The 25,890-nt window shown below is 71.1% G+C and carries 24 protein-coding genes; 17 read left to right on the top strand and 7 right to left on the bottom strand.

All coding sequences use genetic code 11. The annotated features are described in order from the left end of the window. Window positions 1–29 precede the first annotated feature (29 nt). Genes Hrr1229_RS08465 through Hrr1229_RS08455 form a run of 3 tightly spaced genes read right to left on the bottom strand, consistent with a single transcriptional unit; the run spans window position 30 to window position 1,897 of the window. Window positions 30–335, bottom strand: a complete 306-nt coding sequence (locus Hrr1229_RS08465) for a hypothetical protein (protein ID WP_123113308.1) — start codon at window positions 333–335, stop codon at window positions 30–32. Window positions 336–395: 60 nt separating this feature from the next. Then, complete coding sequence (locus Hrr1229_RS08460; protein WP_123113309.1) at window positions 396–1,442, bottom strand: hypothetical protein; 1,047 nt, start codon at window positions 1,440–1,442, stop codon at window positions 396–398. After that, window positions 1,439–1,897, bottom strand: a complete 459-nt coding sequence (locus Hrr1229_RS08455) for a hypothetical protein (protein WP_123113310.1) — start codon at window positions 1,895–1,897, stop codon at window positions 1,439–1,441. Before Hrr1229_RS08455 ends, Hrr1229_RS08460 begins: the two co-directional genes overlap by 4 nt. A 198-nt stretch (window positions 1,898–2,095) precedes the next feature. Here Hrr1229_RS08455 and Hrr1229_RS08450 point away from each other — a divergent pair, with 198 nt between their 5' ends. From Hrr1229_RS08450 to Hrr1229_RS08435, 4 genes are read left to right on the top strand one after another with little or no spacing between them, the layout of a single operon-like run. Then, window positions 2,096–3,565: an extracellular solute-binding protein gene (locus tag Hrr1229_RS08450; RefSeq protein WP_123113311.1), complete on the top strand. Its 1,470-nt coding sequence runs from the start codon at window positions 2,096–2,098 to the stop codon at window positions 3,563–3,565. Window positions 3,566–3,577: 12 nt separating this feature from the next. After that, window positions 3,578–4,585 (top strand): sugar ABC transporter permease, encoded by a 1,008-nt coding sequence (locus Hrr1229_RS08445; RefSeq protein ID WP_123113312.1) that lies wholly within the window; start codon window positions 3,578–3,580, stop codon window positions 4,583–4,585. Continuing rightward, window positions 4,582–5,634, top strand: a complete 1,053-nt coding sequence (locus Hrr1229_RS08440; protein ID WP_123113313.1) for a carbohydrate ABC transporter permease — start codon at window positions 4,582–4,584, stop codon at window positions 5,632–5,634. The genes Hrr1229_RS08445 and Hrr1229_RS08440 overlap by 4 nt, the downstream gene beginning before the upstream one ends. 2 nt (window positions 5,635–5,636) lie before the next feature. Next, window positions 5,637–6,764 carry an ABC transporter ATP-binding protein gene (locus tag Hrr1229_RS08435; protein ID WP_176329386.1) on the top strand — a complete coding sequence of 376 codons (1,128 nt, stop codon included), beginning with the start codon at window positions 5,637–5,639 and terminating at the stop codon, window positions 6,762–6,764. Window positions 6,765–6,865: 101 nt separating this feature from the next. On the opposite strand, the gene Hrr1229_RS08430 is transcribed toward Hrr1229_RS08435, so the two are convergent. Next, window positions 6,866–7,945, bottom strand: coding sequence for a TrmB family transcriptional regulator (locus Hrr1229_RS08430; protein ID WP_123113314.1), 1,080 nt, complete (start codon window positions 7,943–7,945; stop codon window positions 6,866–6,868). A gap of 289 nt (window positions 7,946–8,234) precedes the next feature. On the opposite strand from Hrr1229_RS08430, the gene Hrr1229_RS08425 reads away from it, so the two are divergent. Next, a complete protein-coding gene (locus Hrr1229_RS08425; protein WP_123113315.1) occupies window positions 8,235–9,641 on the top strand; it encodes a glycoside hydrolase family 68 protein in 1,407 nt (468 codons plus the stop codon). Between the two features lie 4 nt (window positions 9,642–9,645). On the opposite strand, the gene Hrr1229_RS08420 is transcribed toward Hrr1229_RS08425, so the two are convergent. Next, window positions 9,646–11,955 (bottom strand): glycoside hydrolase family 32 protein, encoded by a 2,310-nt coding sequence (locus tag Hrr1229_RS08420; protein WP_123113316.1) that lies wholly within the window; start codon window positions 11,953–11,955, stop codon window positions 9,646–9,648. A 183-nt stretch (window positions 11,956–12,138) separates the two neighbouring features. Here Hrr1229_RS08420 and Hrr1229_RS08415 point away from each other — a divergent pair, with 183 nt between their 5' ends. The 8 genes from Hrr1229_RS08415 (at window position 12,139) to Hrr1229_RS08380 (ending at window position 18,337) form a co-directional block, all read left to right on the top strand. Next, window positions 12,139–12,504, top strand: a complete 366-nt coding sequence (locus Hrr1229_RS08415) for an iron-sulfur cluster assembly accessory protein (protein ID WP_123113317.1) — start codon at window positions 12,139–12,141, stop codon at window positions 12,502–12,504. Between the two features lie 101 nt (window positions 12,505–12,605). Then, on the top strand, window positions 12,606–12,851 hold the full coding sequence (locus Hrr1229_RS08410; RefSeq protein WP_123113318.1) for a DUF5816 domain-containing protein: 246 nt from the start codon (window positions 12,606–12,608) through the stop codon (window positions 12,849–12,851). A gap of 133 nt (window positions 12,852–12,984) precedes the next feature. Beyond that, window positions 12,985–13,323: a hypothetical protein gene (locus Hrr1229_RS08405; protein WP_123113319.1), complete on the top strand. Its 339-nt coding sequence runs from the start codon at window positions 12,985–12,987 to the stop codon at window positions 13,321–13,323. A 57-nt stretch (window positions 13,324–13,380) separates the two neighbouring features. Further along, entirely contained in the window at window positions 13,381–13,581 is a 201-nt protein-coding gene (locus tag Hrr1229_RS08400) for a dodecin (protein WP_094525211.1), read from the top strand. Window positions 13,582–14,072: 491 nt separating this feature from the next. Beyond that, complete coding sequence (locus Hrr1229_RS08395; RefSeq protein WP_123113320.1) at window positions 14,073–15,392, top strand: alanine--tRNA ligase-related protein; 1,320 nt, start codon at window positions 14,073–14,075, stop codon at window positions 15,390–15,392. Beyond that, entirely contained in the window at window positions 15,389–16,423 is a 1,035-nt protein-coding gene (locus tag Hrr1229_RS08390; protein ID WP_123113321.1) for an AIR synthase family protein, read from the top strand. The genes Hrr1229_RS08395 and Hrr1229_RS08390 overlap by 4 nt, the downstream gene beginning before the upstream one ends. Window positions 16,424–16,514: 91 nt before the next feature. Continuing rightward, window positions 16,515–17,726 (top strand): acyl-CoA dehydrogenase family protein, encoded by a 1,212-nt coding sequence (locus tag Hrr1229_RS08385; RefSeq protein WP_123113322.1) that lies wholly within the window; start codon window positions 16,515–16,517, stop codon window positions 17,724–17,726. Continuing rightward, complete coding sequence (locus Hrr1229_RS08380; RefSeq protein WP_123113323.1) at window positions 17,723–18,337, top strand: HAD-IA family hydrolase; 615 nt, start codon at window positions 17,723–17,725, stop codon at window positions 18,335–18,337. The genes Hrr1229_RS08385 and Hrr1229_RS08380 overlap by 4 nt, the downstream gene beginning before the upstream one ends. A 110-nt stretch (window positions 18,338–18,447) precedes the next feature. Here Hrr1229_RS08380 and Hrr1229_RS18165 read toward each other — a convergent pair whose 3' ends face one another. Further along, window positions 18,448–18,927 (bottom strand): DUF5822 domain-containing protein, encoded by a 480-nt coding sequence (locus Hrr1229_RS18165; protein ID WP_255212473.1) that lies wholly within the window; start codon window positions 18,925–18,927, stop codon window positions 18,448–18,450. Between the two features lie 143 nt (window positions 18,928–19,070). Between Hrr1229_RS18165 and panB the strand changes: the two genes are divergently transcribed. The 3 genes from panB (at window position 19,071) to Hrr1229_RS08360 (ending at window position 23,614) form a co-directional block, all read left to right on the top strand. Further along, window positions 19,071–19,877, top strand: a complete 807-nt coding sequence (panB, locus tag Hrr1229_RS08370) for a 3-methyl-2-oxobutanoate hydroxymethyltransferase (RefSeq protein WP_123113324.1) — start codon at window positions 19,071–19,073, stop codon at window positions 19,875–19,877. Between the two features lie 583 nt (window positions 19,878–20,460). Further along, on the top strand, window positions 20,461–22,515 hold the full coding sequence (locus tag Hrr1229_RS08365; RefSeq protein WP_123113325.1) for a DUF460 domain-containing protein: 2,055 nt from the start codon (window positions 20,461–20,463) through the stop codon (window positions 22,513–22,515). A gap of 112 nt (window positions 22,516–22,627) precedes the next feature. Beyond that, entirely contained in the window at window positions 22,628–23,614 is a 987-nt protein-coding gene (locus tag Hrr1229_RS08360; RefSeq protein ID WP_123113326.1) for a tyrosine--tRNA ligase, read from the top strand. 51 nt (window positions 23,615–23,665) lie between these two features. Here the strand turns inward: Hrr1229_RS08360 and Hrr1229_RS08355 are convergent, their stop codons facing one another. Continuing rightward, complete coding sequence (locus Hrr1229_RS08355; RefSeq protein ID WP_176329385.1) at window positions 23,666–24,424, bottom strand: topoisomerase DNA-binding C4 zinc finger domain-containing protein; 759 nt, start codon at window positions 24,422–24,424, stop codon at window positions 23,666–23,668. A gap of 115 nt (window positions 24,425–24,539) precedes the next feature. Between Hrr1229_RS08355 and Hrr1229_RS08350 the strand changes: the two genes are divergently transcribed. Further along, complete coding sequence (locus tag Hrr1229_RS08350; protein WP_176329384.1) at window positions 24,540–25,889, top strand: RimK/LysX family protein; 1,350 nt, start codon at window positions 24,540–24,542, stop codon at window positions 25,887–25,889. Window position 25,890: the final 1 nt, after the last annotated feature.

Raw genomic sequence — 25,890 nt, 5'->3', positions numbered from 1 at the left:
CGGGGCGGACGGCGCCCCCGGACGACCGGTTACGCTTCGTCCGCACCGACCTCGGCCTGACAGTTCCCGCAGCGCGTCGCGCCGACGATGACCGTGGTCCCGCACGCCGGACAGCGCCGCCCGTCGACCCCCGCCGTCGCGGACGCGAGCACGTCGGCCGCCGCCGGACGGGGCTTCTCGACCGCCCCGCGGGCCGCGAGGCGGTCGATGAGCGCGTCGTCGCGGAGCCACTCGAGAAAGCGCCAGAGCCCGAGGTAGAGGACCGTCGGGCCGGCGAGCGCGAGCGCGGCGACCGCGAGCCGGAAGAGTAGCTCCCCCGTGCCAACGGCACTCATACCCGGTGATCGGACCGGAACGGATTGTGTCTGTCGACGGTGAGCGGGCCCTCGGGGACCTCAGGAGCGGTCGGCGAAAACGATCGCGTCGCAGTCGGCGCAGGCGCGGACCGGTCGCTCCGGGTTCCCGCTGATCCCGCCAGGGCCGCCGCAGCAGTTCCGCAGCGTCGTCTCGCGGACGGGGCCGTCGCAGACCGGACACGCGTCGAGGAACGCGCGGAGCGGGCGCGCCGCCGCGCGGGAGACCGCGTCGTCGACGCCGCGCTCGCGGAGCGCCTCGCCGGCGGCCGTCTCCGCGATCGCGACCGGGCGGCTCAGCCACGCGTCTCGGCTCCCCGCGAGCAGGATCCGGCCGTCGTGGACCTGCCCGTCGACGTCGGGGCCCGCGATCGCCGCCGCGCGCTCGGCGAGCGCCTCGTCCGAGCCCTCGCGGAGCGCCCCCATCCGGTCGTACAGCGCGTCGCGGAACGCCTCGTCGAGGACGAGGGTCTCCCCGTCGTCGACGAGGGCGTCGGCGTCGACGAGGGCGGTCATCACGGTCTCGGGGTCGACCGCGTCGCCGTCGCCGATGCCGTCTGAGTCGACGTCGGCGGGGTCGTCGGGAGGCGCCGTGTCGGCGTCTCCGCGAGCGTCGGCGTCTTCGGCGTCTCCGTGAGCGTCGGCGTCTTCGGCGTTGGCAGCGTCTTCCGTGTCGGTGTCTCCGAGAGCGTCGGCGACATCTCCGTGAGCGTCGGTCACGTCCGCTCGCTCGTCGGCGAGCGAGTTAGGTCCGTCGGCGGCGAGCGAGCCCGACCCGAGGTCGTCCGGATGGTCGGGGCCGATGTCGATCGGGAGCGGCTCGACGAGCCGCGGGGCGAAGCGGGGCGTCCCGGGAACGACGTAGCCGCGGAGCCAGACCGCCGCCGCGCCGGCGGCGGCGACGAGGAGCCCGAGCGACCGGCTACGGCGGGAGAGGAGCGCGGCGGCGACCGCGACGCCGACCGCGTTGACGAGGGTGCACGGGAGACAGCGGTTCTCGCCCGTGTGCTCCGGGTCGGCGACCGAGCCGAGCGCGGCCCGGACGGCGGCGCGGAGCGACCCGTCGCCCGGTTCGGCGTCGCCGCTCATAGCTCGGCGGCCGCGTGCTGGAGCGGTTCGCCGTGGACGGCGCGGTAGACGCTCGGGAACGCCGCGAGGCCGAGGGGCTGGACGACGCCCCCGAGCAGCGCGAGCCACAGCGAGCCGGCCGCCACCGCGCCCGCCCCGACGCCAGCGCTCGCGAGCGCGAAGAGGGCGCTGAAGTAGCCGACGCGGAGCGGGACGGTGGCGAGCTCGCCGCGACGCGGCCACGCCCCGACGTCGATCGTCTCGGCCCGGAACAGCGCGATGGCGACGCTGCCGGTCGCGATCGCGAGCAGCCCGGCGATCGGGATCGCGTCCGGGTAGCGCGTCTGGAGGACGAGCACCACGACGAACGCGGGCGTCGACAGCACCGAGAGCTCGGCCCCGCCGAAGAACACGCGTTCGAGCCACTGGACCGCCCCGTCACGTACCCGCCTCGCGACCGCGCCGGTGGTACCCATGCGTGGACGCCTCTCGTCGCTCGGGGCCCATAGCCGTTCCGCCGGAGCCGACGGCTCGCGGCGGCCGAACGTGAGTTCAGTTAGCAGCAACGGGCGGAATGGTACCTGACCGGCGACCGTCGCGGCGGCCCGCGGGCGGTGAACACGACTATTGGCATCAATAATTATATACGGGCGTATTTTGTAACAACAGCTGTAATGGTCGACAGAGAGTCCGATCACGACGGCGGTCGCGTGGGGGTATCACGACGGCGGTTCCTGGAAACAACCGGTGCCGCGGGGGCGGCAATCGGTCTCGCCGGCTGTTCCGGCGGCGGTGGCGGCGACGGACCGATCCAGATCACGATGGACAGCGAGTGGCAGGGCATCTCCGACACCGTCAGTCAGAGCCTGTACGACGCCGGGCTCGACGAGTCGATCGAGGTCGAGATCCTGCCGGGCGACTTCGAGTCGGGCGCGCGCCGGTCCGAGTTCACGTCGGCGCTGGACGCCGGGCGAGCGAGCCCGGACATCTTCATGATGGACTCCGGCTGGACGATCCCGTTCATCGCCCGGGGACAGCTCGTGAACCTGAGCGAGGAGCTCTCCTCGGAGACGGTCGATTACGTCCAGAGCGACTACCTAGAGAGCGCCGTGAGCACGGCGAGCGACCCGGGTAGCGGCGACCTGTACGGGCTGCCGCTGTTCCCGGACTACCCGGTGATGCACTACCGAAAGGACCTCGTCGAGGAGGCCGGCTACGACCCGGAGGGCGAGAACTGGGCGACCGAGCCGATGAGCTGGCAGGAGTTCGCCGAGATCGCCGCCGACGTCTGGGAGCAGAACGGCGGTCAGGGCGGCGACTTCGACTACGCGTTCACCACGCAGGCCGACAACTACGTCGGGCTGTCCTGCTGTACGTTCAACGAGACGATGACCGCCTTCGGCGGCGCGTACTTCGGCGACCACGAGAACCTCTTCGGGCCGATCGGCGACCGGCCGATCACCGTCAACGAGGAGCCCGTCCACGACACGATCCGCATGATGCGGTCGTTCATGGAGGGGCCGGACGCGGAGTACGCCCACCCCGACTTCCCGCAGATCTCGACGACGGACCTGCTGTCGTTCACCGAGGAGCCGGCCCGGGAGCCGTTCACGTCCGGCAACGCGATCTTCCACCGGAACTGGCCGTACGCGATCCCGATCAACCTCGACTCGGACTCGTTCGAGCAGGCCGACTACGACGTGATGCCGCTCCCGTACGGCGTCGAGGCCGGCGAGGGCGACTACGAGGGGACCGGCGGTCCCGCCGGGGCGCTCGGCGGGTGGCACCTCACGATCAACCCGAACACCCAGCGGCTCGACGAGTGCGTCCAGGTGCTGGAGGCGTTCGCCAACGAGGATGTCATGCAGAGCAACTTCGCCGAGGGCGGGTACCTCCCGCCGGACCCGTCGGTCACCGAGTCGGTCGACCCCGAGGAGGTCGGCGCGCTCGGTAACTTCCTCGACACGCTCGCGGTGGCCGGGCAGAACACGGTGCCGCGTCCCGTCACGGTGGCCTGGCCCGACCAGAGTCCGCAGGTCGCCTCCGAGGTCTCGGCGGCCTATCAGGGCGAGAAGTCGCCCGAGGAGGCCATGTCCGACCTGGAGAGCTCGCTCGGTGATATCGAGTCCGACCTCGCCCAATAAGAGGAACCGAGAATGTCAACCGACACGCGAGCGGACGAGGGGGGATCGCTGCTCGCCCGCCCGCTCAACTGGCTGGAGACGCAGAGCGAGGAGGTGTACGCCTACGTCCTGCTGATCCCTGCGTTCGCGCTGCTCGCGCTCGTCGCCTTCTACCCGCTGATCGAGACGTTCCGCTTCTCGCTGCTCGCCGACGCCGTCGCGTCCGCCGACCCGTTCGGCGAGTTCATCGGCCTCGACAACTACGTCGACCTGCTGACCGGCGACACGAACTTCACCCAGCAGTTCATCTCGATATCCACCACGGACTCGTTCCCGTTCGTCACGTTCGGGGCGCCGTTCCTGCAGCAGGCGCTGTTCGTCACGCTGGCGTTCGCGATCGTCAGCGTCCTGTTCGAGACGACGATCGGGTTCGGGCAGGCCCTGGTGCTCGACCAGGACTTCTACGGTCGCCGCTGGGTCCGCGTGTCGATCATCATCCCGTGGGCCATCCCCATCGTCATCCAGGGGATGATCTTCTTCCTGCTTTTCAACCCGACCATCGGGTTCGGGACCGAGTTCATGCAGTGGCTCGGGGTGTTCGGCGACAATCCGCTGTCGAGCAGCACGGACTCCTTTTTAATCGTGCTCGTCGCCGACATCTGGAAGACGACGGCGTTCATGGCGCTGCTCATCTTGGCGGGGCTTCAGAGCATCGACCGCGGGCTCTACGACGTCGCGGAGGTGTCGGGTGCCTCGCCCTGGCAGCGGTTCCGGTACATCACCCTGCCGCTCGTGGCGCCGGCGCTGCTCGTCGCGATGCTGTTCCGGACGATGGACGCGATGCGGATCTACGGGCTCATCGACGCCACGGCGGGCTGTGAGACCGTGCCGTCGCTGACCTGTCTCGTGATCATCGCGCTCCAGAACAGCCGGCGCTGGGCGACGGCCTCCGCCGTCGCGTTCCTGACCGCCGTCGTCATCAGCGGATTCGTCGTGTTGTACCTGCTCGCGCTGCGCGACAGCGAGGGGGGTGTCGCATGACCGACCGCCCGAGCGAGACGGGGGACGAGTCGGAGCCCGTCGCGGACGAGACTGCCGTCGACGCCGTCCCCGACGGCGGGGTCGCCGACGCCGAGACGGTCGATCAGCCGGTCGCCGACCCGACCGCCGACGAACCGGAGCTCGACCGGGGCTTGATCGAGGCGTGGGCCGCGAAGATGATCACCAATCCGGACCGCGCGTACCGGGCGTCGTTCTACGTCGCGACGATCTTCTTCCTCGTCACGACGCTGTTCCCGTTCTACTGGCTGTTCGTCGTCGCGGTGACGCCGCGGAACAACCTCTCCGAGGTGGGCGTGTTCCTCCCGGCCGGCTTCAACCCGGCGGCGTTCATCGAGGTGTTCACCACGCTGCCGTTCCACCGGTACGTGTTCAACAGCTTCCTGATCGCGACGATCGCGACCGTGGCGGTGCTGCTCGTGGGGAGCCTCGCCGGCTACGTGTTCGGCCGCCTCCGGTTCCGCGGGCGCAACGTGATGCTACTCCTGGTGCTCGTCACGTCCTTCTTCCCGCCGGCGGCGTTCTTCATCCCGCTGAACCGGCTGTTCAACACCAACGTCGACGTGTTGCGGCCGCTGATATCCGCCGGGTCGCTGTACAACACCCCGTACGCGATCTTCATCCCGCTGTCGGCGATCTTCCTGCCGCTGTCGATATTCATCCTGATGACGTTCTACTCGCAGATCCCCGACGGGCTGGAGGACGCGGCCCGGGTCGAGGGGACGACGCGGATCGGCGCGCTGTTCCGCGTTATCGTCCCGCTGTCGGCGCCGGGCGTCGCGACCGCGGGGGTGTTGACGTTCATCTCGGTGTACAACGAGTACTTCTTCAGCTCGCTGATGACCGACGGGCGGCCGGGCAACTGGGCGCCGATGCTCGAAGGGATACTGCGGTTCCAGGGCGAGTTCGAGGTGCTGTACAACCTCATGGCGGCCGCCAGCATCATCGCGGTGCTGCCGGTCGCCATCCTCGTCGTCGTCGCACAGGAGAAGATCGTGAGCGGACTCACCACGGGGGCGGTCAAGGAGTAACCATGGCATCAGTCAAACTAGAGGGAATCACGAAACGGTACGAGGACGTAACGGCGGTCGACAACATGAGCCTGGAGATCGAGGACGGCGAGTTCGTCACCTTCGTCGGCCCCTCCGGCTGCGGGAAGTCGACCACGATGGAGACGATCGCCGGGCTCACGCTCCCCACCGAGGGAACGATAGAGATCGGCGGGCGCGACGTGACGGATCTCCCGCCGAAGGACCGGGGGATCTCCATGGTGTTCCAGAACATCGCGCTGTTCCCGCACATGGACGTGTACGACAACATCTCCTTCGGGCTCCGGCTCCGGAAGTACGACCAAGAGGAGATCGACCGGCGCGTTCAGGAGGCGGCCGACATCGTCCAACTGGAGGGGATGATGGACCGGATGCCCAAGGAGATGTCGGGGGGACAGCGACAGCGCGTCGCCATCGCCCGCGCCATCGTCCGGAACCCCGGCGCGTTCCTGATGGACGAGCCGCTGGCGAACCTCGACGCGGAGCTCCGGGTCCACATGCGCACCCAGCTCCAGCGGCTCCACCGCGAGCTGGACACGACGATCATCTACGTCACGCACGACCAGGCGCAGGCGATGACGATGTCCGACCGCATCGCCGTCATCGACGGCGGCGTGCTCCAGCAGGTGGCGCCGCCGCTGGAGTGTTACAACGAGCCGGCGAACCTGTTCGTCGCCGGCTTCATCGGATCGCCAGCGATGAACTTCCTCGAAGGGGAGGTCATCGACGGCGGCTTCGAGTCCGAGTACACGCAGATCGACTTCGACCCCGAGACCCACGGGGTCACGCCGGGACAGGATCTCACGGTCGGGATTCGCCCCGAGGACGTGTTCTTAGCGGAGGACTCCCGGAAGGCGGCCTCGCCGACGAAGGCGTTCGACGCCGTGGTCGACGTCATCGAGCCGATGGGGAAGGAGGTGAACGCCTACCTGCTGTTCGACCGCGACGTCGAGGCGAGCGCCGAGGGTCGCGGCGAGGGGCAGCTCCTCATCAACCTCGCGCCCGACACGACCATCGAGGAGGGCGATGACGTCCGGATCGTGATGGACCGCGAGAACGTCCACCTGTTCGACCGGGCGAGCGGCGACGCGATCACCCACTCGCTGGAGTAGGCGACCCCGGTCGCCCGCGCGCTCGCGAGAGCGGGCGTCGCGGCCGAACCTCGTTGCGGATCCCTTCTTCAACCCGACGAAAACGAGCGCCGTCTACCCGGTCAGTCGACGCTGACGACCGTGATCCGGTGGGCCTCGACGGCCTCGACCATCGCGCCCCAGCCGCCGACCTCGACGGGGCCGTCGTCGGTCTCGACGATGAGCCCGACCCGGCCGCCGTAGCTGGCGACGGTGTCGGCGCCGACCGCGTCGTCGTCGCCGGTGACCACGACGTCCGAGAGGACGCCCTCGACGACGCGGTCGGCGCCGCTCTCGGTGTCGGTCCCCTCGATTCGGATCCGGACGGTCGCCCCGTCGCGGAGGAGCGGCGCGACGTCCCGGACGCAGTACCGGATGTCGATGTAGTCGATCGGCGGCTCGTCGTCGCGAACCGTGTAGATCGGCTTCCACGAGTCCCACTGGGTCGTCAGGAAGTACCAGTGGAACACGTACGTGTGCGTGCGGTCGTCGACGAGCACGCCGTACTCGTTGGTCGAGCCCGCGTGGGGCGCGAAGCAGGTCTTCGTCCGGTCGACGATCACCACGAACGGGGAGGGGAGCCGGCGGTGACGGGCCTCGGAGCAGACCTCGGCGAGGTCGTCGGCGTCCGGGAGCGCCTCGGTGTCGCCGTCCGGGGTGTGGATCGAGAGGTTGACGCGGACGCCGCGCTCGGTGGCCGCCTGAAGCGCCGGGCGCAGCCGCTCGAAGTGCTCGACGCCGAGCGAGACGTTCACCTGCGTCTCGGCCTCGCGGATGAACTCGTCGGCGTTCTTGATCACCGTCTCGAACCGGGTGACGATGCTGACGGTCGACTGCTCGACGGAGGGCTCGTTCCAGCGGCGCTCGATCTCCTCGGTCGCCGCGGTGAACCGACTCGCGCGCGTCCGGAGGTCCTCGGTGATCTCGTCGAGGCTGTTCGCGCGGGCGTACAGCGACTCCTGCTCGTACGTCTCGATGTAGCCGGCGCTCTCCAAGTCGCGCAACACGTCGTAGATCCGCGGGTCGGGCACCCCGCTGGCGTCGGCGACCCGCGTGACCGGGGCGGCGCCGAGCTCCAGCACGGTGACGTAGGCGTCGGCCTGATACGGCGAGAGGCCGGCGTCCTCCAGCGTCTCTGTGAGTTCTGCGCGGTCCACTCTCATCCCTCACCGTCGGTCGGTCGTCGCCCCGTGACGGTCCCCTCCGCGCGGTCGACCGCGACGTGAATCGGAGGCGATCGCCAGACCGGGGCACGGTTCGGTTGGTTTCGATCGGTCCGTCCTCTTGCCATGACTAGGACTACCACGGCTGTAATAAAACGTTTTATTTCCGCGATAGAGCGGGAGCGCGACGCGGGCGATACCGGAAGCGACACCACGCCGATACCGGAAGCGACACCACGGCGCCGTCCCGACTGAAAAGGTTTTATTCGGTTCGTCGCGGAGAGAGCGTATGCACGAGACGTCGGGGAGCGACGGTCGCTCCCCTCGCCCGCGATGGACGAGAGCGCAGGCCGCGTCCATCGAGCGCCGGCACGGGAACGTCGCGCCGGCGGCCGGCCCGCCGGAAGTCGATCCGTTTCCGGAGCTCCACGTCTGGGACACGTGGCTGCTCCGGGACCGACATGGCGAGATCGCCGACGTCGACGGGTACCGACTCGCCTTCTCGCTGACGGCGCCGGCCGACCTCCTGCCCGGGAAGCGACACGACGTGGCCGAGATCCGGTGTTTCTACTCCGCCGACGGCGAGACCTGGCGCGACGCGGGCCCCGTCTTCGACGGGGGCGCGCTCGGCCAGCGCCAGTGGGCCGGCTCCGCGCTGTACGACGACGGCGACGTCTACCTCTACTACACCGCCGCCGGCGACGAGACCGCCGACGAGATGACGTACACCCAGCGGATCGCGGTCGCGCACGGCGGAACCGTGACCGCGTCGGCCGAGGGAATCGAGCTCTCGGGGCCGTGGACCCACGAGACCCTGTTGACGCCCGACGGCGACTGGTACGAGACCGAGGCCGACTCGCGGGGGATGATCTACACCTTCCGCGACCCGTGGTTCTTCGAGGACCCGGCGACGGGCGAGACGCACCTGCTGTTCGAGGCGAACGCGCCGGCGCCCGAGCGACCGGGCGACGACCCGGAGACGAGCGAGCGACGGGAGTTCAACGGCTGCGTCGGCGTCGCGGTCTCGCCCGACGGCGACCCCCTCTCGTGGGAGCTCCGGCCGCCGCTGTTGGACGCGGTCGAGGTGAACCAGGAACTCGAGCGCCCCCACGTCGTCGTCGCCGACGGGCGCTACTACCTGTTCGTCTGCAGCCACGTCCACACGTTCGCGCCGGGCGTGACCGGGCCCGACGGCCTGTACGGCTTCGTCGCCGACGAGTTCGGGGGCGAGTACCGCCCGCTGAACGACTCGGGGCTCGTCGCCACGAACCCGCCGGAGGCGCCGTTCCAGGCGTACTCGTGGATGGCGTTCGCGCACGAGGAGGAGGTGCTCGTCCAGAGCTTCCTCAACTACCACGACTTCTCCGGTGACTCGCTGGACGCGATCGCGGACCTCCCGGAGGCCGACCAGCGCGACCGGTTCGGCGGGACGCTCGCGCCGACGCTCCGGCTGGCGGTCGACGGCGACCGGACCCGACTGCTCGGCGCCCTCGCCGCGTGGCGGATCCCGACCCCGGACGAGCCGCTCCCGCCCGCCGACGGGTCCGACCTCCCGGCCGGCGACGCGCTCCCCGGCGAGATCCGCGAGGGCGGCGCGGCCGGCGGGTACGCGGCGTTCGTCGACGGCGCGAGCGGGAGCGCTCTCGACGGCGGCGGGGACGGGAGGAGCGCTGGCGACGGCGACGACGCGAACTGACCCGTCAGTCGGAACCGCCGGTCGGCATCGCCTCGCCCATCGCCCACGCCGACAGCGACGAAATCGACGCCCGGCCGCCCTCCGCGACGGCCGAGACTCCGACCGCGTCGTCGCGGGTCGGGTACACCCGGCTCGTCAGGCAGTGCCGGCCGTTCGCGTATATCTCGACCACGGACCGGTCGAGGAAGACCCGGAGCGAGAGCGGCTCGTCGTGCGGCGGGACCGGCATCGACTGGGGGTCGGCGAACGCGCGGCGGTCGTCGCTCGACGGCGCCCGGTCGACGGAGAGCGTGCCGTCGCGCTCGTAGCGGATCGGCGTGCGCTCGGCCCGGTCGGGCGTCTCGAACACCGACAGCTCGACGGCGTCAGCGTCGTCGAGCGCGATCTCCGCCTCGATCTCGATCGCCGCGCTGGAGACGTCGAGCCGTCGGCGGTCGCCGGGCGAGAGGTCCAGGGTCGCCCCGGCGGCGAGGCGCTCGGTCCGGAGCTCGGTCACCTCGTCGGCCGGACGCTGTCGGATCGTACCGTCGGGACCGGCCTCGATGACGCGCGGGAGCGAGAGCGCCCCGGACCAGCCGGCCTCCCACTGCGCCTCGACGTCGCGGGCCTCGGGGAGCCACCCCCACGTGAGCGTCCGGTCGGTCGCCTCGTCGCCCTCCGCGTCGCCGCCCGCGGGGTCGTCACCGCCCGCGGCGCCGTCGCCCGCAGGGTCGTCGTTGCCCTCGGCGCCGTCTCCCCCCGCGGCGCCGTCGCCCTTCGCGTCCCTCAGCGACTGCGGCGCGTAGAAGTCGCCGTGGTCGAGTAACCCCTCGGACTCGACCTCGAACCCGCCGTCGACGACGTCGCCGAGGAAGTAGACGACGTTCTCGTAGTCGGAGACGTGGAGGATCCGGCGGTCGCCCAGGTCCAGCAGCTCGGGGCACTCCCACACCGCGCCGGCGTCGGGACCGCCGGTGAGCAGGGGACCTTCGTACCGCCACTCGGTGAGCGTCTCGCCGGTGTACAGCAGGGCCGCGCCGCCGCCGTCGGCGAGCCCGGTACCGATGAGGTGATGCCAGCGCCCGTCCTCGCGCCAGACGTTGTGGTCGCGGAACTCGGCGCGCCAGTGCTCGGTCTCGAGCACGTCGAGGTCGGTCGGCGGCGACTCGATGACCGGGTTCCCGTCGTACTTGTTCCACGTCCGGAGCCCGGGGTCGTCGGTCGTCGCGAGACAGGGGAGCTGGTCGCGGCCGTTCCCCCCCGTGTACAGCAGCGTCGGGATGCCGTCGTCGTCGACTGCGCAGCCCGACCAGCAGCCGTCGCGGTCGGGGCCGTCGGGCGACGGCGAGAGCGCGACCGGCTCGTCGGACCACGTCACGAGGTCGTCGCTGACGGCGTGGCCCCAGTGGATGGTGTTGTGGTACGGACCGCCGGGGTTGTACTGGTAGAAGACGTGGTACCGACCGTCCCATCGGATCAGCCCGTTCGGGTCGTTCAGCCAGTTCGCCGGCGGGGTGAGGTGGTACTTCGGTCGCCCGCCGGGACCGTCTTCGCCGGCGTCGGCGACGCGCTCGCGGAGGCGGCGCATGTCGGCCGCGTCGGTCGGGCGGGCGGGCGTCCCGTCATCGACGGCGAGGCTCCGGAGGCAGCCGGCGACGAGCCGGTCGCGCGTCTCGGCGAGCCGGTCGGCCGCCGGGTCGTCCGCCGCCGCGGGCGGGTCGGCGAACAGGACGGGCGCGCCGAGGCCGAGGACCGCGCCGCCGTCGTCGGCGGCCCACGAGACCGCGGTCACCTCGTCGGGGACGGCCCCGCCGCCGCGGACGGTCGAGGCGAGCGCCTCGCCGCGCTCGGGGAGCACCCGCTCGTACCGCACCGCCGGGACAGTGCCGCGGTCGCGGAGCGGGTGTCGGAGCCCCTCTAGCGACGCCAGCGCCGGGTGGTCGGCGTAGAGCGACCGCCACAGGACGCCGGTCGGTTCGGCGAGGGACTCGGTACCGACCCGGTCCGGGGGGACCGACTCCACGGAGAGCCGGTCGACCGAGGCCATCGCTCGGAGCGTCAGGAGGAGCCCGCCGCCGTCGGCGAGGAAGTCGTCGATCGCGGCCGCCGCGTCCCCGAGGGGATCCGCGTCGTGGAGCGGCGCCGCGCGGTGCCACCAGAGGACGTCGAACCGGCGGAACGGGCCGTCGCGGTCGCCGCCGGACGGACCGGCGACGAGCGGGACGACCTCGGCGGCAACCCCTTCGCGAGCGTCGAGCCACTCGAACGCGGCGCGCTGTTCGTCGGAGAGGTCCCCCGCGGCGAGCACGCCGACGCGGGACGGCGACTCCGTCATACGCGTACTCACTCGGTACCGAATCAAAACCGTGTCGTCACGCCGACGCGCTCGGTGCACTGGCGCGACGGAACCGTCGGTGGGGGCGATCGGGCGGATCGCGCGGCGGACGTAACCGTTTGCGCCAACGACCGATGGGGATCCGCCGGCAGGGTTTTTACCGTGCGAACGGAAGACGTTCGCATGAGCACCGAAACGGTCGACACTGGGAGCGACCCGGCGATCGAGGTGACCCCTGACGCCGCGGAGGAGGCGCTCTCCCTGCTGGAGGGAGAGGACCTCGACACGGAAGAGGCCGGCCTGCGGTTGTTCGTCCAACAGGGCGGCTGCGCGGGCCTGTCGTACGGGATGCGGTTCGACACGGAGCCGGAGGAGGACGACCTCGTGGTCGAGCACCACGGGCTCCGCGTGTTCGTCGACCCCGCGAGCCGGAACTACATCGGCGGGAGCAAACTCGACTACGAGCACGGCCTGCAGGCGGCCGGCTTCGAGGTCGAGAACCCGAACGTCGTCTCCGAGTGCGGCTGCGGCGAGTCGTTCCGGACGTAACGCGACGCTCCGGGGCGATCGGACTGTCGCTGTCGCTCCGAGCGCGGTCCCGCCGACCGCCGACTCACGCTTTTAAACGGCTCCGACGGCTACGGACGGGTATGAGTCTCGACGCGTCGACGACTGCCGACGGCGAACGGGTGTACACCGACCGGACGATGGTCGAGCGAGGCGCCGAGGGACCCTTCTACGTCGTGTTCGCCGACGCCGACGGGTCGGCCCGGTGGGGGTTCCGCTGCGGGAACTGCGGGTCGTTCGACACCGCGATGGACACGATGGGTCGGATCCAGTGCACGGAGTGCGGCAACATCCGGAAGCCCGACGAGTGGGACGCCGCCCACGAGTGACCGGGCGCGCGGTCCCCGAGCGAGTGATCGTTCGCAACGGAACGGCGCGTGAACGGCCGCGTTGCTGGGCGAGTGACCGGGTCCGCGGAATCGTGAGAAAGTTTATCACGGATGGCGGCGAACGACGAGGTAGATGGCCACTGCGAGCATCCCACCGACGACGGAGGCCAGAGACGTCTTTCGTGAACTCGGGTACACCGTCTCCGAGGGCGGACAAGAGTTCGTCGCGGAGCGGAAGTGGCGACGTGTGCTCGTGACGGTGCTGTGTATGGACGACGACGATCTGGACCCGTATCTGACAGACGGCGGCGAGACGCCGCGGCTCCGGTGTTTCGTGACGTGGCGCAGCCGGGCGGGCGACCTCCGCGACCGACTCGTCTCGAAGAAGCCCCCGTACGACTGGGCGGTCATCGGTATCGACGACGACGGCGAGGACTTCGCGGTGATGGAAGGCGCGCCCGGCAGCCCCTGACGGCGTCCCCGGATTCCACCTGTTTTTATATGACCGTGCGCGTAACTAGCGTACGACATGGTGTTTAAAAAGATCACACTGATCGGGACGAGCGAGGAGAGCTTCGACGACGCCGCCGACGAGGCGATCGACCGCGCCGAGGACACCCTCGAGAACGTCTACTGGGCCGAGGTACAGGAGTTCGGCGTGGAGATCAAGAACGCGCCGACGCGGGAGTACCAGGCCGAGGTCGAGGTCGCGTTCGAGCTCGAGGGCTGAGAGCGGCGCGCATCGGTCGGTTTCGAGGATTCTTTCGATGTCTCGGTCGACCGCGGATCGACGGTAGAGACTGTTAAGTCCCCAGCCGCTCGTTTATAAATGGTTGCTGAGAGACCGGCGGTGAACACTTCCAAAGCCCCAGCCGGGAGGCGGGCGCACGCTCGCTGCGCTCCTCGGTCGCTCGTTTCACTCGCTCCCTGCGGTGTCGCCGGCGGCTTCGCCGCCGGCTGCCCGTGGCGCTACGCGCCACGCTGCTTGCGTCGCCTGCGCCCACCTCCCGGCTGCCCCTTTGAGTCCCACCCCACACCGCACAGCGACCGCACCTCACGCCTCCCCAGCCTCGTCGCTGGCGCCAGCGGCGCCAGCGACTCCCTCGCACGCGCACCTCGCGGCCGCCGGGGCGGCCGCTCGGAGGCGCGCGCCACCGCAGTCGTTTATAAACGAACGCCGAGGCGAACACCTATTTATCCGACGGCGACCACGGGCCGTCCATGACCGCGTCACGCGCGCCGGCGGAGCCCGAGGTCAGGGAGTTCGAGGCGACGGTGGAGTCGGTCGACGGCCGCGAGGTCGTCCTGAGCGAGACGTACTTCTACGCCGAGTCCGGCGGCCAGCCGGCCGACAGAGGGACGATCGACGGCGTCCTCCTCGACGACGTGGTCGAGCGCGACGGCCGAGTCGTCCACGTGCTCGACGAGGAGCCGCCGGGGTCGCTCGCGGTCGGCGAGACGGTCTCGGCGATCGTGGACGACGCGTTCCGGACGTACTGCGCCCGCGCGCACACCGCCTCGCACGTGCTCTACGGCGCCGCGCGCCGGACCTGCGAGGACCTCGGCTACGCCGGGTTCGACATCTCCGCGGAGAAGGTCCGGGTGGACCTGACGACAGCGGAGCCCCTCGACGACGAGGACCTCGTCGAACTGGAGCGGCTCGCCAACCGCGCCGTCTGGGACTCGCTGCCCGTCTCGTGGGAGACGCTCCCGGCGGACGAGGCCCGCGCGGTCGACGGGATCGCGTTCAACGCGAAGACCGAGGAGGGCGCGATGAGCGGCGGCGATGCGGTCCGCGTCGTCACCGTCGGCGGGAGCGGTGCGGGCGACGGGAGCGAGGCGGGGGGAGGTGACGACGACGCCGCGCCGGCGTGGGACGTCGCGGCCTGTGGCGGCACCCACGTCCGGAACACGAGCGAGATCGGACCGATCTCGGTGCTGGACCGGTCGAACCCCGGCGAGGGCGTGACGCGCGTCGAGTTCGCGGTGGGGCCGACCGCGATCGACCACGACGCCGCGGTCCACGCCGCCGCGCTCGACGCCGCGACGAGCCTCGACGCGCGGGTCGGCGACCTCCCCGACGCGGTCGAGCGCCTCCGCGGCGAGGTCGACCGGTTGGAGGGCGAGCTCCGGGAGGCCCGCGCCGACCTGCTGACCGCCCGGCTCGCCGAGTTCCCGACCGCGGAGGTCAACGGGGCGACGTGGGCGGTGGGAACCGTCGACTGCGCCGACCCGAACGACCTGCGAGAGCCGGCGGAGGCCCTCCTCGCGGGCGACGGTGAGGAGAGCGACGCGACCGACGGCGCCCCCGACGCGGTCGCGGCGGTCGGCGAGGGCGACGCGCCGTTCGTGGTCGTGGCGGTCGCGGACGGGGCGACCGGCGGTGACGACGCGAGCGGCGAGGGGCTCGACGCCGGCGCGGTCGTGCGCGCGGTCACCGACGAGTTCGGCGGCGGCGGGGGCGGCGGCCCGACGTTCGCGCAGGGCGGCGGGCTCGACGCCGACCCCGACGACGTCGCCGCGTGGCTGCGCGACCGATGACCGGGAAGCTCGGGCCCGAGGCGCTCGCGGCGGTCCTCGAAGCGACCGGGGCGGACGACGCGGCGGTCGATGTTGGCCCCGCCTACGGCGAGGACGCGGCCGCGATCGACCTGACCGGCGCGGAGTCGACCCTCGTCGTCGCCGCCGACCCGCTCTCGCTGGCGGCGGACTCAGTGGGCGAGCTCGCGGTCCACGTCGCCTGCAACGACGTGGCCGCGAGCGGCGCGGACCCGCGGTGGCTCACCCACACGCTCTTCCTCCCCGACGACGACCCGGATCGCCGCCAGACGGTCGCGGAGCAGGTGGACGCGACCGCGCGCGACCTCGGGGTCGCGATCGTCGGCGGCCACACCGAGGTGTTGCCGTCGCTGGAGCGCCCGCTCTGCTCGATGACCGCGCTCGGGACGACGGACCGCTTCGTGTCGAGCGGCGGGGCCGACCCCGGGGACCGGCTCCTCCTCACGAAGGGCGCCGGGATCGAGGCGACCGCGATCCTCGCGACGGACTTCCGGGATGAGTGCGCCGAGGCGGGCGTGTCGGCCGCGACGCTCGACGCGGCCGCCGGGTTCCTCGACGAGGTGAGCGTCGTCCCCGACGCGGCCGCCGCCCGCGACGCGGCGACCGCCATGCACGACCCGACCGAGGGCGGCCTGCTGACCGCGCTCGTCGAGACCGCGAGCGCGAGCGAGGCGGTCCTCGCGGTCGAGCGCGACCGGGTGCCGGTTCGACCCGAAACGGAGGCCTGCTGTGCGGCGTTGGGCGTCGATCCGCTGGCGACGTTCGGCTCCGGCGCGCTGCTGGCGGCGGTCCCGCCCGAGCGCGTCGCCGAGGCGACCGACGCGCTGGCGGCCGCCGGGATCGCGGTCGGCGAGATCGGCGAGGTGCGGGCGGCGGGGGACGGCGACGGCTCCGACGCCGCCGAGGGAGCCGACACTCCGGACGCCGCCGACGCGAAGGCCGGCACCGTCCTCCTCGACGGTGACCGGATCGAGGAGCCGCCGCGCGACGAACTCTACCCGTTCTGGGAGTGACGCGAGCGGCGGGCCGCGAGGGCGCGAGCGGCCGCGCCGGCCACCTCACCCGATCGCTCACCTTTTTCCGTGTGAGATCGAACTCGAAGCCATGACTGGCGCACGCGTCGGCTCGTCGCTCACCGACGAACAGGAGGCGATCCGGGAGCTCGTCCGGGAGTTCGCGGTCGAGGAGCTCCGACCCGGGGCCGGCGAGGCGGACGAGACGGAGTCGTTCCCGGAGGACGCTTGGGACGGGCTCGCGGAGCTGGGGCTGACCGGGCTGACGGCGCCCGAGGCGTACGGCGGCTTCGGCGCCGACGAGACGACCTACGCGGTCGTCAACGAGGAGCTGGCGTACGGCCACCTCGCGGTCGCGACCGCGCTGTCCGTCCACTGCCTCGCCACCTCCTGTATCGCGGAGTTCGGCAGCGAGACCCAACGGGAGCGCTGGCTCCCGGAGATGGCGGCCGAGGGGCGCCCGGTCGGGATGTTCTGTCTCTCCGAACCGCACGCGGGGTCGAATCCGGCGGAGATGTCGACGACCGCCGAGTACGACCCCGAGACCGACGAGTACGTCCTGAACGGCGAGAAGCAGTGGATCACGAACGGGACGCGGGGCGGCGTCGCCATCGTCTTCGCGAAGGCGGTCGACCCCGAGAGCGAGGGGGACGACCCCGAGAGCGACGACACCGAACGAGACGACGACGGCCGCGGGTCGATCACCCAGTTCCTCGTCCCCGCCGACGTCGAGGGGTTCGAAGTCGGGAAGAAGGAGGAGAAGCTCGGGCTCCGCGCCTCCGACACGACCGGAATCAGCTTCGACGACTGTCGGGTCCCGGCCGAGAACCGGCTCACCGAGGAGGGGAAGGGGCTCTCGGCCGCGTTCCGGACGCTGACCGGCGGCCGGATCGGGATCGCGGCACAGGCGGTCGGCGTCGCGCAGGCCGCGCTCGACGAGGCGACGGCGTACGCCGCCGAGCGCGAGCAGTTCGGCGAGCCGATCGCCGAGATCCAGACGATCCGCCACAAGTTCGCGGAGATGGCGACGGACGTCTCCGCGGCCCGCCTGCTCGTCCGCGAGGCGTGCCGGCAGGCCGAGGCGGGCGAGGACAACCGCGTCGCGGCCTCCAAGGCGAAGTACCGCGCCAGCGAGGCGGCGATGTCGGTGACCAACGAGGCCGTCCAGATCCACGGCGGCTACGGCTACACGACCGACTTCGACGTCGAGCGGCTCTACCGCGACGCGAAGATCACGGAGATCTACGAGGGGACCACGGAGATCCAGAAGACGATCATCGCGCGGGGGGTGTTGGGGAAATGACGGGCGATCCCGGATCCGACGGCGCCGCCTCGAGCGCCGACGGCGCCGTTCCCGGCCTCGCGGGCTACGACGCCGTCGTCTACGACCTCGACGGGACTCTCGTCGAGCTCGCGGTCGACTGGGGGACGGTGGCGTCGTCCGTGCTCGACGTGTACGCCAAGCACGCGATCAAGCCGCCGACCGAGGAGCTCTGGGGCCTGCTGGAGGCGGCCGACGAGTACGGGATCGGCGATCCGGTCGAAGAGGCGATCGCGCTCCACGAGCGGGCCGGCGCGCGCGACTCGACGCTGCTCCCGCTCGGAGCGCGGCTGGTCGAGGGGGCCGACGATCGGGGGCGCACGCCGCCGGCCGGCGTCTGCTCGCTCAACTGCGAGGAGGCGTGCCGGATCGCCGTCGAGGCTCACGGCCTCGGCGACGCGCTCGACACGGACGCGATCGTCGGGCGCGACACCGTCGGGTCACACAAGCCGGAGCCGGAGTCGCTGCTCGCGGCGGTCGATCGGCTCGGCGCGGCGCCCGAGGACGCGCTCTTCGTCGGCGACTCGCCGCGCGACGAGGCGGCGGCGGAGCGCGCTGGCGTCGCGTTCGCGTGGGTGGCGGACCTGATCTGACCGGCGGACCGAGCCGCACGGTCGTTTAAAAGGAAGATCGCGGGAGAGCGATTCAGAGCCGCGGCGACGGACCCGAAGCCACGGCGACGGACCCGGCCCGCGGCAGGGGGTCAGTCCTTTGACGGCCCGGTCGACCGTGACGCGCGATCGCCCTCCCGTCCGGTCGTCGCCTCGGGAGCCTCGCTCCCGGTGTCGTCGTTCTCCTCGCCCTCGATGTCGTCGTTCTCCTCGCCCTCGATGTCGTCGTTCTCCTCGCCCTCGATGTCGTCGTGGTCGTCCTCTCTCGTCCCCTCGTTCTCGGTGTCGTCGGGGCCGTCTCCTCCGGCCTCCTCGGCCCCGGCGCTCTCGACGCCCCCGTCCCCGGCGTCGGTCCGGCGCGCGTAGAGCGCGACGGCGACGGCGGTGGTAAACCAGATCGGCGCGCCGACGCGGACCGCGAAGGCGGCGCGGGCGCCCCACGAGTCGAGGGTGACGAACGCGGAGAGGACCGCGACGACCGGGGCGCCGACGAGGATCGTGAGCACGAACGTCGTCTGCATCACCCAGCCGTAGTCGACCCCCTCGAACTCGGCCCGCTCGACAGGTTGCACGATCTCGTCTCGGGCGCCGAGGGGCAAATCGGTGGCGGTCGCGGGGCGGCGCGGCGCGCTCTCGGGCAGCGGCGCCGCCGGAGGCCTGACCGCGCGCTTCCGGATCCCGGCGATTTTAACCGGTCGCGCGGGTGAGGTCGGGTATGACCACGACGCGGGGACTCCGGGACCGCGAGGCGCCGATCACGATGCTGACCGCGTACGACGCCCCCACCGCGGCGGTCGTGGACGAGGCCGGGATCGACGTGATCCTCGTCGGCGACAGCATGGGGAACACCGCCTTGGGGTACGACTCCACGCTCCCCGTGACGCTCGACGAGGTCGCGAGCCGGACCGCGGCGGTCGCCCGCGCGACCGAGGACGCGCTCGTCGTCGCCGATATGCCGTTCCTCACCTTCGGCGTCGAGGAGAGCGAATCCGTGCGCAACGCCGGCCGGCTGGTGAAGGAGGCGAACGCCGACGCGGTGAAGATCGAGAGCGGCCCGCACACCGTCTCGATGACCCGGCACATGACCGACGTCGGGATCCCGGTGATGGCCCACCTCGGCCTGACTCCCCAGCACGTCAATCGACTGGGCGGGTACACGCGACAGGGGACCGATCAGGACGCCGCCGAGGAGATCGTCGAACTCGCGGGAGCGCACGCCGAGGCCGGCGCGTTCGCGCTCGTCTTGGAGCACGTCCCGGCGAACCTCGCGGGGGCGGTGACCGAGGCGCTCGACATTCCCACCATCGGCATCGGCGCGGGCCCCGACTGCGACGGGCAAGTGCTCGTGATCAACGACGCGATCGGGCTCGGCGAGTGGTCGCCCCCGTTCTCCCGGCAGTTCGGCGACGTGCGCGGCGAGATGGCCGACGCCGTCGCGGCGTACCGCGAGGCCGTCGAGAGCGGCGCGTTCCCGGCCGACGAGCACACCCACGTCGAGGAGGACCTCGAGGACTTGTACTGAGTCGGATAGTTATCAGCGAACGGCGGCGCTGCGGAGAAGACATCCGAAGCCTCGGCCGTTCGGGTTTACGTGACTGGTTGCTTTGCGGTGAACACCGCCAAAGCCCCAGCCGCGAGGACTCGCGCGACTCGCTGCGCGCTTCGGTCGCTCGCGGTGCTCGCTCCCCGCAGTGCTTGCGTCGTCGTGCTTCGCCCTCGCGGCTGCCCCTTTGAGTCCCACCCCGACCGCACCGCAACCACACCTCACGCCTCCCCAGCCTCGTCGGTGGTCCGTCGCTTCGCTCCGGACCACCGACTCCCTCGCGCGGTGCCGTCGCCGGCGGCAAAGCCGCCGGCTGCCAGAGGGACCGAAGGTCCCTCGCTGTTCGCGGCCTGCCGGCCGCTCACGGGCACGCGCCACCGCATCCGATTTTATAAGCTATCTTCGCCGCAGCTCGTCGCCCTTTAAATACCGCATCGACCTCCGTTTCGAGCGACCTCACGTTCGAAGAGTCGGGTCCCCACGGAGCTACTGAACCGGATCCCACGACGAAACCGCCACACTCGGCGTGGGGTATATACGCGCGAACGGCCTACGTGAATCCGTGACAACCCGGACCATCCGCGCCCGCGACCGGCCGGTGTTCGGCGTCGACGTGCACAGCGGCGACGTTCGCGGCGACGACCCCTCCTACGCCCTCGTCATCTTAGACCCCGTCGACGATGACGACCCGGACGCGCCCGACGCCGACGGCCCGATGGCGCGGGTGACCCGCGACGTGGTGTCGTTCCGGAAGCTCTGCCGGCTGATCGACGACCGCGAGCCCCTCTACGTCGCCACCGACAACGCCTACGAGCTGGCGGCGGACAAGGGCGAGCTCGTGGGGTTCCTCCGGTCGCTGCCCGACGGCACCCGGCTCGTGCAGGTGACCGGCGCGGAGCGGCCGGAGCCGCTCTCGCGGGTCGCCTCCCGCCACGGAATCCCATACGGGAAGGAACCGATGAAGGAGGCCGAGGCGTCGGCCCGGCTGGCCGCGGCGAACGTCGGCCACGAGGTGACCGCGTTCACCGACGAGACGACGGTGAAGGTGTCTCGGGGACGCTCGACCGGGAAGGGCGGGTGGAGTCAGGACCGCTACACCCGCCGGATCCACGGCAACGTCCGGAAGCGGACCCGACAGGTGCAGTCGAAGCTCGAGGAGGCGAACCTGGACTTCGAGCGCGACGTGACCGAGAAGTACGGCGGCTACGCGAACGCGACGTTCGCGGTCGAGGCGCGCCCCGAGGACATCCCCGTGTCGAACTCGCGGGCCGGCGACGTGCGCGTCGAGGTCGAGCGAGAGCGCCGCGACGGGATCGAGTACGAGCCGCTGGTGCAGCGGCGCGATAGGGTGATCGTCGGCATCGACCCGGGGACGACGACCGCTGCGGCCGTCGTGGGACTCGACGGCACCGTGCACGCGCTGTACTCCTCGCGGACCGCCGACACGGCCGACGTGACCGAGTGGATCATCGAGCAGGGCCGCCCGATCATCGTCGCCGCCGACGTGGAGCCGATGCCGGAGACCGTCGAGAAGTTCCGGCGCTCGTTCGACGCCGCCGGGTGGCGGCCGACCACGGACCTCCCCGTCGACGAGAAGCTCCACCGGACCCGCGAGGCGAGCTACGACAACGACCACGAGCGCGACGCGCTGGCGGCGGCCCTGTACGCCTACGACGACCACGAGGATCAGTTCGACCGGATCGCGGCGAAGACGCCGCCGCGGCTCGACCGCGAGGCGGTGATCGCGGGGGTCGTCGCCGGCGACGCTTCCGTGGAGTCCGTCATCGCCGACCTCAGCGAGGACGACGGCGGCGACGGTGGCGGGAGCGGCGACACCGACGCCGACGAGACGGACCCCACGGAGCCCGAGCGCACCGAGGAGGAGGAGACGATCCGCCGGCTCCGCGAGCGCGTCGAGCGGCTGGAGTCGCACGCCGAGTCGCTGGAGGCCGACCTCGCCGAGCGCGACGAGCGGATCGCGGAGCTGGAGGGGGAGCTGGAAGAGGCGAAACGCGAGGAGCGCATCGAGGCGCGCACCCGGCGGGCCGTCTCGCGGCTCGAACGCGAGACCGACCGGCTAGAGCGCGAGCGCGACGAGGCGCGGGAGACCGTCGAGGAGTTAGAGGGGAAAGTGGAGACGCTGAAGGAGCTGTGGCGGCTCGACCACTCCAACTTCGACGACGTGGCCGCGGACCAGGGGCTCGTCAGCGTGAAGGTCGTCGAGCAGTTCACGCTCGACGCGCTGGAGGCCGCCGACGAAGCGTACGGGCTCGTCGCCGGCGACGTCGTCTACCTCCGGGACGCCTCGGGAGCGGGCCGTCGGACCGCCGAGCGGCTCGCCGAGACGGATCCGCGGGCGGTGATCCGTGACGGGAACCTCGCGGACGTCGCCGACCAGGTCCTGTTCGACCACGACGTGCCGGTCGTCCCGGTCGACGCGGTGCCCGTGCGCGAGGTCGACGAGCTGGCGGTCGCAAGCGAGGAGCAGTTGGAGGCCGCCCTCGACGACTGGGAGCGGCGGGCCGAGCGCCGGCAGAAGGCGGAGAAACAGGAGCACCTCGACCGGATCATCTCCGAGCACCGGGCGGGGCGGACGCTCCCCGAGACCGAGGAGTAGGGCCGGCAGGGAAACGAGGCCGACGGTGCCGACGGCGCTCCGCGGAGACGCCCCTCGCCAGGCGTCCGCACGCTTCCAGAAGTCATATGTCCGACAACCGCAACTCCTGCGTATGGACGCCTACGAGCGGATCACCCGGAACGCGGCCGAGGTGGTCACCGAGGAGGAGATCGAGGCGCTGGCCGACGACCCCGACGGGAAGCGGGCGTACGTCGGCTACGAGCCCTCGGGAGTCCTCCACATCGGGCACATGCTCACCGCGAACAAGCTCATCGACCTCCAGGAGGCCGGGTTCGAGGTGACGGTGCTGCTCGCCGACGTACACGCCTACCTCAACGACAAGGGGTCGTTCGAGGACATCCGCCACACCGCCGAGCGCATGCGCGACCAGTTCATCGCCTACGGGCTCGACGAGTCGAACACGCAGTTCGTGCTCGGCTCCGACTTCCAGCTCGACGACGACTACACCCTCGATCTGCACGCGCTGGAGCTGGAGACGACGCTCGCGCGGGCCGAGCGCGCCATGGCGGAGATCACCTCCGGGGACTCCGTGAAGGTGTCGCAGGCGGTGTACCCGCTGATGCAGGCGCTCGACATCCCGTACCTCGGCGTCGACCTGGCGGTCGGCGGGATGGAGCAGCGCAAGGTCCACATGCTCGCGCGGGACGTGCTTCCGAGCATCGACCGCGAGCCGCCGACGAGCCTCCACACGCCGCTCATCGCCGACCTGGGCACCGGCCGCGGGAAGATGTCCTCTAGCGAGGGCGTCACCATCTCGATGGAGGACTCCCGCGCGGATATCGAGTCGAAGGTGAACGACGCGTACTGCCCGCCGACCGCCGACCCCGAGCCGACCGACGACGGCGAGGCGCGGGAGAACCCCGTCCTGCAGGTGTTCGAGTACCACGTGTTTCCGCGGTTCGAGACGGTCCGCGTCGAGCGCCCCGAGGAGTACGGCGGCGACTTAGCGTACGACGACTACGACGCGTTGGAGGCCGACCTGGAGTCCGGCGAGCTCCACCCGGCCGACGCGAAGGGCGCGCTCGCCGAGTACCTCGACCGCCTCATCGCGCCGGGACGCGAGCAGCTCGCGGAGTAGGCGGCTTCGGTCGGTTCGGTTCGCTTCGGCCGGTTCGGTTCGCCCGGTTCGCTATTTCTCCTCACCCGCCGCGCGCGCCCCGCGCTCGCAGCTCCCGTCGATACAGTCGCGGCCGGTCGCCGTCTCGAAGACGGGGAGCCCGCAGGCGCACTCGTCGACGACGACGCCGGCGGGGATCGAAAACGTCGTCTCGCAGTCGGGGTAGTTCTCGCAGCCGAGGTAGACGCGGCCGGGCGCGGAGTTGACCGTCAGTTCGCCGTCGCAGTCGGGACAGTCCCAGACCCGATCAAATCGGTCGCTGACGGCCGCCTCCATCGGGTCGCACGCGGGGTCGAGACAGAGGTGGAACGGCTCGCCGCGTTCGACGCGGAGCTTCGGCAGCCCGCAGTCGTCGCAGGTCGCGTCCGTGACGCTCGCGCCCGCCGGGAGCCCCCACCGCTCCTCGCAGTCGAGACAGACCACGTCGCCGCGCGAGCGCACGAGCGGCCCGCCGTCCTCGGGGCAGGTGCCGACCGGGATTCCGGCCTCCGTGATCGGCAGGGCGCGGCCCGCGGTCGCCTCCTCGGCGACGACCCGGAGCCGTCGGGTGCCGTCGCGGGCGGTGACGGAGAACCCGCCGCCGTCGCCCTCGACGACGACCGAGTCGGGGCGGGTGAGCCACGCGACCGGCTGGTAGCCGTCGGCGTCGTGGACGAGCGTGGTGTCGTCCGGCTTTATCAGGACGACGACGCGCCCCCGGTGGGTCCGGGAGCGGTCGCCGCGCTCGGTCACTCGGCAGTCGCCTGCGAACACGCGGAGTCGTTCGGGCATGCGGCGGGGTTGCCCCGTTTTCGGATTTAAGCAGTGGGCGGTGCGACCGGACCGGACTCCGGGGACGGGAGAATCGTGTGTTTCATTTAACAGTATCGTTTCCGTAGGTCGACACATGAGCGAGGCCTCGGGTTCGGATCCGCCGAAAACAGCGGACACGGCTGCAGGCGTTCGGGTTGGGGTGTTGAGCTTCCACAACAGCAAAGAGACCAAGGCGATCCTCAACGCCGTTCGCGCGCTCGGTCACGAGCCGGTCTGGCTCCGCGAGGAGAACGTCCGGTCTTGGATCGAGGACGAGAGCCTCCGTTTCGACCCCGACGTGGAGGTCGTCGCGAACCGGCTGTTGACGACGAAGGCGGTCCAGCCGCTCGACGATCTCGGCGTCGCGACGAGCTACGCCGCGTCGCGTCCCGTGTTGAACCCGCCGGACGTCGTCGTCCGGGCCATTCACAAGTACGGCGCCGCGGCGACGCTCACCGCGGCCGGGATCCCGGTTCCGGAGGCTTACCTGGCGCTCTCACACCGGACGATCAACGAAGGCAACCGCCTCGCGGGCGAGAGGGCCGTCCACAAGTCCGCCATCGGGACGAACGGAGACCGGATGGCGGTCGTCGGCGCGGACGACGCCGTCTCCCCGTACATCGCCCGGCGGCGGGCGTTCCTGCAGGAGTTTATCGACACCGGCACGGAGCGGCCGTTCGACGTCCGCGCGTACGTCGTCGGCGGGCGCGTCGTCGCCGCGATGAAGCGGTACGCGCCGTCGGACGAGTGGCGCACGAACGTCGCCGTCGGCGGCGAAGTCGAGGACTTCACCGCCGATCTTCCCGAGGAGGCGGCGCGGCTGTCGCGGGAGGCGGCGGACGCGCTCGACCTCGATTACGCCGGCGTGGACCTGCTGTGCCGCGACGGCGCGTGGTACGTTCTGGAGGTCAACGTGACGGCGGGATTTAAAGGGCTCTTCGAGGCAACCGGGATCAGTCCCGCCCCGCACATCGCCGCCCTCGCGATCGATCGGGGCGGCGGCCGCGTGGACCCCGACCGCGTCGCTGAACTCGCGGAGACGCTGGACGATTCGGTCCCGGAGTGTAAACCCCCGACCGACCCGGAGCCGGAGAGATCGACGACGATCGGCTACACCGAGCGCGTGACGGTGAGCGCGGGTCAGCAGGCGGTCGACGTGATCGCCAAATCGGACACCGGCGCCCAGCGGACGAGCATCGACTTCGACGTCGCCGCGGAGATCGGCGCCGGTCCGATCATCGACACGGTCTACGTGAAGTCCGGATCGCGAACCGGGCGACAGAAGCGCCCGGTCGTGGAGATCGATGTCAAAATCGGGAATCGCTGGCAGACCGTGACCGCGAGCATCGAGGACCGAAATCATATGACGTACCCCGTACTCCTCGGTCGGGACCTCCTCGACGGCTACCGCGTGGATATCACGAAACGGGAACGCGAAGAGTGAC

The organism is Halorubrum sp. CBA1229, assembly GCF_003721435.2.
GTDB lineage: Archaea > Halobacteriota > Halobacteria > Halobacteriales > Haloferacaceae > Halorubrum.
Note: the sequence above shows the minus strand (reverse complement) of the source record. Positions and strands in the feature narration are given on the sequence as shown.